At 66.6% G+C, this 8852-nt stretch carries 9 protein-coding genes and 1 tRNA gene; 5 read left to right on the top strand and 5 right to left on the bottom strand.

Features of this window, described 5'->3' with window-relative positions:
* Positions 1-29 precede the first annotated feature (29 nt).
* Positions 30-338: a hypothetical protein gene (locus AC1RT8_RS18555; protein ID WP_493077288.1), complete on the bottom strand. Its 309-nt coding sequence runs from the start codon at positions 336-338 to the stop codon at positions 30-32.
* A gap of 147 nt (positions 339-485) precedes the next feature.
* Positions 486-559: transfer RNA gene (locus AC1RT8_RS18550), tRNA-Gln, on the bottom strand.
* Positions 560-718: 159 nt separating this feature from the next.
* On the opposite strand from AC1RT8_RS18550, the gene AC1RT8_RS18545 reads away from it, so the two are divergent.
* Positions 719-1774 (top strand): Ppx/GppA phosphatase family protein, encoded by a 1056-nt coding sequence (locus AC1RT8_RS18545; RefSeq protein ID WP_493077287.1) that lies wholly within the window; start codon positions 719-721, stop codon positions 1772-1774.
* Positions 1771-2454, top strand: a complete 684-nt coding sequence (locus AC1RT8_RS18540; RefSeq protein ID WP_493077286.1) for an RlmE family RNA methyltransferase — start codon at positions 1771-1773, stop codon at positions 2452-2454. Before AC1RT8_RS18545 ends, AC1RT8_RS18540 begins: the two co-directional genes overlap by 4 nt.
* Positions 2455-2532: 78 nt before the next feature.
* On the opposite strand, the gene rpoZ is transcribed toward AC1RT8_RS18540, so the two are convergent.
* Positions 2533-2877 carry a DNA-directed RNA polymerase subunit omega gene (gene rpoZ / locus AC1RT8_RS18535; protein WP_272624204.1) on the bottom strand — a complete coding sequence of 115 codons (345 nt, stop codon included), beginning with the start codon at positions 2875-2877 and terminating at the stop codon, positions 2533-2535.
* 115 nt (positions 2878-2992) lie between these two features.
* On the opposite strand from rpoZ, the gene AC1RT8_RS18530 reads away from it, so the two are divergent.
* Positions 2993-4171, top strand: a complete 1179-nt coding sequence (locus AC1RT8_RS18530; RefSeq protein WP_493077283.1) for a phospholipase D-like domain-containing protein — start codon at positions 2993-2995, stop codon at positions 4169-4171.
* A gap of 3 nt (positions 4172-4174) precedes the next feature.
* On the opposite strand, the gene AC1RT8_RS18525 is transcribed toward AC1RT8_RS18530, so the two are convergent.
* Entirely contained in the window at positions 4175-4789 is a 615-nt protein-coding gene (locus tag AC1RT8_RS18525; protein WP_493077281.1) for a class I SAM-dependent methyltransferase, read from the bottom strand.
* A gap of 138 nt (positions 4790-4927) precedes the next feature.
* Between AC1RT8_RS18525 and AC1RT8_RS18520 the strand changes: the two genes are divergently transcribed.
* Both AC1RT8_RS18520 and AC1RT8_RS18515 read left to right on the top strand, forming a co-directional pair.
* The gene (locus AC1RT8_RS18520; RefSeq protein WP_493077280.1) at positions 4928-5251 is read left to right on the top strand and encodes an antibiotic biosynthesis monooxygenase family protein; all 324 of its coding nucleotides are present in this window, start codon (positions 4928-4930) and stop codon (positions 5249-5251) included.
* A gap of 44 nt (positions 5252-5295) precedes the next feature.
* Positions 5296-6603, top strand: coding sequence for an MFS transporter (locus AC1RT8_RS18515; protein ID WP_493077308.1), 1308 nt, complete (start codon positions 5296-5298; stop codon positions 6601-6603).
* Here the strand turns inward: AC1RT8_RS18515 and AC1RT8_RS18510 are convergent.
* The gene (locus AC1RT8_RS18510) at positions 6532-8826 is read right to left on the bottom strand and encodes a CDC48 family AAA ATPase (RefSeq protein WP_493077278.1); all 2295 of its coding nucleotides are present in this window, start codon (positions 8824-8826) and stop codon (positions 6532-6534) included. The two genes, AC1RT8_RS18515 and AC1RT8_RS18510, sit on opposite strands and share 72 nt — an antisense overlap.
* Positions 8827-8852: the final 26 nt, after the last annotated feature.

Raw genomic sequence — 8852 nt, 5'->3', positions numbered from 1 at the left:
GCGCCGACAGCATCGGCGAAGCCCTCAAGCTACTTACCCCTTCTGCCCTCGACCGGTTTTATGAGTTCACGGCCTAGGGCAGCGACACGGCGGGAAAGCGCATCGAGCTGCAATCCAGTCGCAGCAACTTCGTCAGCTTTTGCAGCGGCTAACGGCTCGTAGGAATTACCCCAGAAGCTAATTTTACCAGGCGGCAGGAGCGCGATGAGTATAATGAGCATCCCACTGGCAAAACCCGCTGCCTGCACCGGTTTCAATTTCGCAGCGTATGGCGAGAGCGAGCCGGCAGCGACGACCAGCCCTAACAGGCCCAGCACCCATGGATACGCGTTCGTCATACTGCTCACTCCAGCCGCAAAGACCAGGATGCCCCTAGCGTGTCCTGTGACTCCATCTTTCTCTTTGCGGTAGACCGCTAGTCATGGACTGTGCAGCAGCTATGGCCGGATATCGTTCGGTGCGTTTGCTACCTAATACCGGATGGATGGATGCCCCGTGAGGATTCGAACCTCAATAGACGGAGTCAGAGTCCGTAGTCTTACCATTAGACGACGGGGCAACGTGGGGGGCGATCTAGGGGGCCGCGCCGGGGCTGTCAACCGACGGTGGGCGCGCTGCTTGCCGCAAGCCACTGCCTGCGCTACCCTTTGCCCAAGCACCGAACGGCGGCCTTTCCGGGCCGGCGCGACGGCAGAACATAAAAGCGAGTACACACGGCATGGGGGATCATTCGCCCAAGATGCCGTACCGGCAGGACAGACCTGCCCGTTCGGCGCCGACCCCCGGCAAGACTCCTGGGGCGGGACGCGCGCGTTGGCCCGAGGCGCGCCACTTCGCTGCGCTCGATCTCGGCACCAATAATTGCCGCCTGCTGATCGCGCGGCCGCAGGGCAATGGCTTCGCCGTGGTCGATGCCTTTTCGCGAATCGTCCGGCTGGGCGAAGGACTGGCCGCCACCGGCCGCCTCAGCGATGCGGCGATCGACCGCACGCTTGCCGCGTTGAAAGTCTGCGCCGACAAGCTCAAGCGCCGCAACGTCGCCCTGTCGCGCTCGGTCGCGACTGAGGCGTGCCGCCGCGCGAGCAACGGCCCCGAGTTCATCGCGCGCGTCTATGAAGAGACGGGCATCCATCTCGACATCATCTCAGCCGAGGAGGAAGCGCGCCTCGCCGTGCTCGGCTGCCAGGCGCTGATCGAACCCGGCGACGATCCCGCCCTGGTGTTCGACATCGGCGGCGGCTCGACCGAACTGGTGCTGGTCGATACGCGGCCCAAGGTCCCGGTGGTGCTCGACTGGCACAGCGCGCCCTGGGGCGTCGTCTCGCTCACCGAAAGCGCTGGTGGGGGCACCGGCACCGACGGCCTGGCCGCCGCTTATGCGCGGATGCGCAGCCTCGTCGCGGAAAGCTTTGCCGGCTTCGCCAGCCGCCTGCCGACCGGGATGGAGCGGCCGCGGCTGCTCGGCACCAGCGGCACCGTCACGACGCTCGCCAGCGTCCATCTCGGTCTGTCGCACTATGATCGCTCGGCAGTCGACGGGCTGATCGTGCCGGCCACCTCGATGCGGAAGATCAGCAGCGACCTGTCGCGGATGAGCCTTGCCGAACGCGCGACGCTACCCTGTATCGGCAATGAGCGGGCCGATCTGGTCGTCGCCGGTTGCGCGATCCTCGAGACGATCATGGATCTCTGGCCGGCCGAACGGCTCGGCGTCGCCGACCGCGGCATTCGCGAAGGCATATTGCGCCGGTTGATCGGCGGGAAAGCTTTATGAACAAGGACGGTGGCGGCCTTCGGGTCCGGGTCAAGACCGCGCGGCGGCGGACCCCGCAATCGACGCGCTGGCTCGATCGTCAGCTCAACGACCCCTATGTGAAGCGCGCCAAGGCGGAGGGCTATCGCAGCCGCGCCGCCTACAAGCTGATCGAGCTGGACGAGCGCTTCGGTTTCCTGCGCGGCGTGAAGCGCGTGGTCGATCTCGGCATCGCGCCGGGCGGCTGGAGCCAGGTCGTGCGGCGGCGCTCGCCCAAGATCGCCATCGTCGGCATCGATCTGTTGCCGGTCGATCCGATCGACGACGTGACGATCTTCCAGATGGATTTCATGGACGATGCCGCGCCGGCCAGGCTCGCCGAGGCATTGGGCGGCGCGCCCGATCTGGTGCTGTCGGACATGGCGGCCAACACCGTCGGCCATCCGCAGACCGATGCGCTCAGGACCATGGCGCTGGTCGAGGCAGCGCTCGCCTTCGCCGTCGATGTGCTCGAGCCGGGCGGGGTGTTTGTCGGCAAGGTGTTCGCCGGCGGCGCCGACGCGTCGCTGGTTGCCGAGCTGAAGCGCAACTTCAAGACGGTGAAGCACGCCAAGCCGCCCGCCAGCCGCAAGGGCTCGTCGGAATGGTATGTGGTGGCGCAGGGTTTCAAGGGTCGGCGGGAGGCAGCGGCCGAGGAATAAGCGAGGGCACCCATCACGGGCACAAAAAAGCCCGCGGATCGCTCCGCGGGCTTTTTGTTCGTCCGATGACCGAAGGGCTCAGCCCTCGTAGTCGCCGCCCAGATTCTGGTTGCGCGGCGGCGCGGCTGCGGTGAGGCGGAGTGCCTCGGCCGATGCGGCCAGGCTGCCGATCTCATCGGGCGTGTCCTCGTCGTCGACCTGGACGCGCTGCAGGCCGGAAACGACTGCCTCTTCCAGGTGATTCGGGCGTACCGTCTCCTCGGCGATCTCGCGCAACGCGACCACCGGGTTCTTGTCGCGATCGCGGTCGATCGTCAGGTCGGCACCGCCGGAAATCTGCCGCGCACGCTGCGCTGCGAACAACACCAGATCGAACCGGTTGGGAATCTTGTCGACGCAATCCTCGACAGTGACGCGCGCCATGAACGGCTTCCTTCGCAAACAACGATAGAATGAAGACCGGCGATCTAGGGTGCAACCTGCCAGGAGTCAAGGAATCCGGCTTGCCCCCGCCTCGCCACGCGACCACATCTGGACGATGACCGAACCCGCCGTCCAGCCGAGCTTCACTGTCGACGGCAACATGCTGACCATGCTCGATACCGGACCACGCCGGCTCGAGGCGCTGATCGCGCTCATCGCGAGCGCCGAGCGCACGTTGCGCATCATCTACTACATCTATGTCGACGACGACGCGGGCGCGCGGGTCCGCCAGGCGATGCTCGACGCGGCAGCGCGCGGGGTGACGGTGTCGCTGGTGGTCGATGGCCTGGGCAGCGAGCATGCCGAGCAGCGTCATTTCTTCGAGCCGCTGCGCGATGCGGGCGTCGATGTCTGCCGCTTCGTGCCGCGCTGGGGCCGGCGTTACCTGCTGCGCAACCATCAGAAGCTGGCGCTGGCGGATGAAGCGCGGGCGATCATCGGCGGCTTCAACGTACAGGACAGCTATTTCGGTACCCCGGCCGAACAGGCGTGGCGCGATCTCGGGTTGCTGGTTGAAGGGCCCGCCGCCCAGCATATCGCCGGTTATTTCGACGCCCTGTCGCGCTGGTCGAAGCAACCCAAGGCGCCGCTTCGCTCGCTGCGCCGCGCGCTCGGCACCTGGAGTGAGCCGGAAGGCAAGACTCGCTGGCTGTTCGGCGGGCCGACCCGGCGTTTGTCGCCCTGGGCGCGCGCGGTGAAACGGGATATGCAGACTGCGCAGGCGATCGACATCATCGCCGGCTATTTCGCGCCAAGCTCCGGCATGCTGAAACGGCTCGACCGGGCCGGCATGCGCGGCAAGGTGCGCATCGTCCTGCCGTCGAAGAACGACCATGGCGCGGCGATCTGGGCGTCGCGCTTCACCTATGCCGGGCTGCTGCGCAAGCGTGTCGAAATCTACGAATATCAGCCGACCAAGCTCCACACGAAGCTCTTCGTGATCGACGATCTGGTCTATATCGGCTCGGCCAATTACGACATCCGCAGCCTGTTCCTGAACCTGGAGATGATGCTCCGGATCGACGACAAGGCCTTTGCCGCGCATGTCCGTACCTATGTCGACGGTGAGGTCGCCCAGTCCGAACGGATCACCGCCGATCTCTACAGGGCGCGCACCAACTGGTGGGTCCGCATAAAGCAGGCAGCCGCCTTCTTCGTCATGACCGTGCTCGACTACAATGTGACGAAAAGGCTCAATTTCGGGCCGCGCAAGCGGCTGACGAAGAAGCCCTGAGCCTTATTCCTTCCACGCCCAATAGAGCTGGGCCGGCGGCACGTTCCACCACTCCATGTCGTGGTCGACCTTCGGAATATAGGGCTCGATGAAGTCGCGGCACTTGGGCGAGAATTGATAGACCAGGAAGGCGCCGCCGGGACGCAGCACATCGGCGGTCGCCTGGCCGATCGCGTCGCCGACACCGGCCGGCAGGGTCGAGAAGGGCAGTCCCGACAGGACGTAATCGGCATGGTCGAAACCATGGTCCTCGACGATCTGGCGCACATCGGCCGCCGATCCGCCCACCGCCAGGAAACGCGGGTCGGTGATCTCGTGACGCAGATAGCGGATGAAATCGGGATTGGTGTCGATCGCGATATATGTCGCGTCGGGCGCAAGCCGCTCGAGGATATGCGGGCAAAAGGTGCCCACGCCCGGGCCATATTCGACGAACAGCTTGGTGTTCTGCCAGTCCACCGGGCCAAGCATCTTGCGGATCAGCTTGCCCGAGGAAGGAACGATCGATCCGACCATCACCGGATGTTTCATGAACCCTTTCAGGAACATGGCCCAGGGTGAGAGCACTCCGGCGGCGGCCCGGCGCTGGCGTCGCGCGGCAGTGGTGGAAACGGTCACTGGCGATCCTTGTTTTTGATGAGTCACGAGCATCTGTCGCAATCCTGTAACGAACATTCAAGTCTTAGGGTCCGCTCGCGGCGCGATGAGCGTCCCGTTCAGGGTTGCACGCCGCCGGGAAGCGCCTAAGCGAGGCGCATGCGCGACGACCGGACCGGCCAGATCGTGGTGATCTTCCTTTCCCGGCGCACCGCCGTGGACGATGCGGGCTATGCCGCCGCCGCCGAGGCGATGGAGTCGCTCGCGAAATCCCAGCCCGGCTATCGCGGCATCGAGAGCACGCGTGGGCCCGACGGGCTCGGCATCACGCTCAGTTTCTGGGCGGACGAGGGCAGCGCGCTCGCGTGGCGCGACCATCCCGAGCACAAGACGATCCGCGATACCGGACGGGCGCGCTGGTATGAGAGCTATGAAGTGATCGTCTGTGCGGCCGAGCGTTCCTACGCCTGGTCAAAGGAGTGAGGGCACCCGAGGTCAATCGCGATTTCGCGCTCCTGTTCCTGGTGATGCTGACGATCGCCGCCGGCAACACCGCGCTGCAATCGGTCCTGCCCGCGCTGGGGCGCTCGTTGAAAGTGCCCGACAGCGCGGTCGCCGCTGCCTTTTCGGTGTCGGCGCTGCTGTGGGTGGTCGCCGCGCCCTATTGGGCCAATCGTTCGGACAGACATGGCCGGCGGGCGATGATCCTGCTCGGCGTCGGTGGCTTCTGCGTCTCGCTGCTGCTGTGCGGCCTGTTCCTCGCCGCCGGGATCAATGGCTGGATCAGCGGTACGGCCGCCTTCATCTGCTTCATCGGCGGGCGGCTGATCTACGGCACCTTCGGGTCGGCGGCGCCGCCCGCGGTCCAGGCGCTGGTCGCCGGCCGCACCAGCCGCGAGGAGCGCACGCGGGCGCTGACCCTGCTCGGTTCGGCCTTTGGGCTCGGCACGATCCTCGGGCCGGCGATCGCCCCGTTCCTGATCCTCGGCAGCATCGGCGCGGTGGAGATCGGGCTGGCCGGCCCCGCCTTCATCTTCGCCCTGTTCGCGGTCGGCATCTATATCGCCGTGGTCAAGCGGCTGCCCAACGATGTCACCCCTCAGCCCGGCACGCATGGCGGCGCCGCCAATGCCTATCCCTCGATCGGCGGGCAGAGCAGCGGTGCGAGCATCACGGCGGCGATCGAGCCGCACAGCGAGCGGGTCGGCTATTTCGATCAGCGCATCCGTGCCTGGATGATCGCCGGGCTGGTGATGGGCCATGCCCAGGCGATGACCAGCCAGGCAGTCGGCTTCCTCGTCATCGACCGGCTCCAGCTCCCGCCGGCCGAGGCGCTTCAGCCGACCGGCATCGTGCTGATGATGGGCGCGGGGGCGGCGCTGCTCGTGCAATGGGGCATCATCCCGTTGCTCGACATGAAGCCGCGGCAATTGATGTTGGTCGGCCTGGTCATCGGCGCGGCGGGCTGCGCGCTGACCGGCCTTGCGACCTCGCTTTATGGCATCGCCACGGCCTATGCGCTGGCCTCGATCGGCTTCGGCTTCACCCGTCCGGGCTTTACCGCGGGTTCGTCGCTCGCGGTCGGGCACGCCGCGCAGGGATCGGTCGCGGGCAAGGTCACCTCGATCAACGGCGCCTCCTTCGTGCTCGGGCCGTCGATCGGGGTGGGGCTCTATGAGGCGCAACACGCGCTGCCCTATCTGACAGCGGGTGCCGCGCTCATCCTCCTGCTCGGCTATTGCTGGTTCGCCTTGCGGGAGCCTTTAGTCGGTGCCTTTCGGCCCATGGGGGCGAAGCTGCCCGGGGGTGATGAAGCCGATCGGCTGGATGGCTGAGGCTTCCTGCTTCAGCCGCGCCGCCATCTGCTCATATTCGCGCTCCATGTCCGGCGTCACCGAAGCACGGGAATCCTCCAGCGCCTCCTCGAAATGCGCCATCGTCACTTCGGCGGCGGACAGCGACTGGCGCAGCGCGACCAGGCCCGCCCGGCGGACGAGATCCTCCAGGTCGGCGCCGGTGAAACGCTCGGTACGGCTCGCCATCTCGTCGAGATCGACATCGGCGGCGAGCGGCATCTTGCCGGTCTGGATTGCCAGGATCCGCCGCCGTCCGGCCTTGTCCGGCACGCCGACATAGACCAGCTCGTCGAACCGGCCCGGCCGCAGCAGCGCCGGGTCGATCAGGTTGGGCCGGTTGGTCGCGCCGATCACCACGACTGATTGAAGCTCCTCGAGCCCGTCCATCTCGGACAATATGGTGTTGACCACCCGCTCGGTCACTTGCGGCTCGCCCAGCCCGCCGCCGCGCGCGGGGACCAGCGAATCGAGCTCGTCGATGAAGATGACGCAGGGCGCCACCTGCCGTGCGCGGGCGAACAGCCGAGCGATCTGCTGCTCGGATTCGCCATACCATTTGCTCAGCAAGTCGCTTGATTTGGTGGCGATGAAATTCGCCTCCGCCTCGCGCGCGACCGCTTTGGCCAGCAGCGTCTTGCCGGTACCGGGCGGGCCATAGAGCAGGAAGCCCTTGGCCGGGCGAATGCCGAGTCGGCGGAACGCGTCGGGGTCCTTCAGCGGCAGCTCGACGCCTTCCTTCAGGCGAGCCTGCGCCTTGTCGAGCCCGCCGACATCCTCCCAGCGGACGCGCGGCGCCTCGACCATCACTTCGCGCATCGCGCTCGGCTGGACCCGCTTCAACGCATCGAGGAAATCCTCGCGCGTGACGGCCAGGGTATCGAGCACCTCGGGCGGGATCGTGCCCTCGGCGAGGTTCAGGCGCGGCATGATCTTGCGCACCGCTTCGATCGCCGCCTCGCGCGCCAATGCGGCGAGATCGGCACCGACGAACCCGTAGGTGGTCCGCGCCAGCTCGTTGAGGTCGACCTTGTCGCCCAGCGGCATGCCGCGGGTATGGATGCCCAGGATCTCGCGACGCCCGCGCTCGTCGGGCACGCCGACCACGATCTCGCGGTCGAACCGGCCGGGACGCCGCAGCGCCTCGTCGATCGCCTCGGGGCGATTGGTCGCGGCGATGACGACGACATTGGCGCGCGCCTCAAGCCCGTCCATCAAGGTCAGCAACTGCGCGACGAGGCGCTTCTCCGCCTCGCCCGACACCTGGCCGCGCTTCGGCGCGATCGAATCGATCTCGTCGATGAACACGATCGAGGGCGCATTCTTGGCCGCTTCCTCGAACACCTGGCGCAGCTTGCCTTCGGATTCGCCATAGGCCGACCCCATGATCTCGGGGCCGTTGATCAGGTAGAATTCGGCTGCGCTTTCATTGGCGACGGCGCGCGCCAGGCGCGTCTTGCCGGTGCCGGGCGGCCCGTGCAGCAGCACACCCTTGGGCGGATCGACGCCCAGGCGCTGGAACAGCTCGGGATAACGCAGGGGAAGCTCGACCATCTCGCGCAACTGGTCGATCGTCGGGCCCATGCCGCCGATATCGTCATAGGTCACGTCGGCGCGGCGGGCCTCTTTCGGCTCCTCATATTCGGGGCGCAGCTCGATCTCGGTGTTCTCGTCGACATGGACGACGCCCTTTGGCGTCGTGCCGATCACCGCGAGGCGGATCTCCTGCAGCGCATAAGCCGGCGCGCGGAGGAATTGCTGGACGCCCGGCGGCATATTGTCGACGCGCTGTTGTCCCGCGGTCGCGACGACATCGCCCTGGGTCAGCGGCCGGCCGAAAAAGGTGCGCTTGAGCGCGTTGGACGATCCCTCAAGCCGCAGATTCTGCTGCGCGGGGGCGAACACCACCCGCGTCGCTGGCTTGGATTCGACCTTGCGCACCTCGACGAAATCGCCCGAGCCGGCACCGGCATTGGCGCGCTGCAGGCCGTCGATGCGGATGATCTCCAGGCCCTCGTCCTCGGCATAGGGCGCGACGGCGCGCGCGGGGGTGGTCGATTTGCCGACGATCTCGATCACATCGCCTTCGCCGATACCCAGCGCCGACATCAGCGCGCGCGGTACATGCGCAAGACCCCGGCCGCTGTCTTCCGGCCGGGCATTCGCCACCTGCAATTTCCGGACGGGCGCTTCGCCATCGGCCATATAGGATCCCCTCGAGAACTCGATGT

The sequence above is a fragment of the Sphingomonas sp. GW821-FHT10F11 genome (assembly GCF_058809095.1).
Note: the sequence above shows the minus strand (reverse complement) of the source record. Positions and strands in the feature narration are given on the sequence as shown.

Bases quoted from the DNA above. Each gene is read 5' to 3' on its own strand.
- AC1RT8_RS18530 (WP_493077283.1), top strand. From the start codon at position 2,993: ATGACCGAACCCGCCGTCCAGCCGAGCTTCACTGTCGACGGCAACATG.
- rpoZ (WP_272624204.1), bottom strand. From the start codon at position 2,877: ATGGCGCGCGTCACTGTCGAGGATTGCGTCGACAAGATTCCCAACCGG.
- AC1RT8_RS18540 (WP_493077286.1), top strand. From the start codon at position 1,771: ATGAACAAGGACGGTGGCGGCCTTCGGGTCCGGGTCAAGACCGCGCGG.
- AC1RT8_RS18545 (WP_493077287.1), top strand. From the start codon at position 719: ATGGGGGATCATTCGCCCAAGATGCCGTACCGGCAGGACAGACCTGCC.
- AC1RT8_RS18510 (WP_493077278.1), bottom strand. From the start codon at position 8,826: ATGGCCGATGGCGAAGCGCCCGTCCGGAAATTGCAGGTGGCGAATGCC.
- AC1RT8_RS18520 (WP_493077280.1), top strand. From the start codon at position 4,928: ATGCGCGACGACCGGACCGGCCAGATCGTGGTGATCTTCCTTTCCCGG.
- AC1RT8_RS18515 (WP_493077308.1), top strand. From the start codon at position 5,296: ATGCTGACGATCGCCGCCGGCAACACCGCGCTGCAATCGGTCCTGCCC.
- AC1RT8_RS18555 (WP_493077288.1), bottom strand. From the start codon at position 338: ATGACGAACGCGTATCCATGGGTGCTGGGCCTGTTAGGGCTGGTCGTC.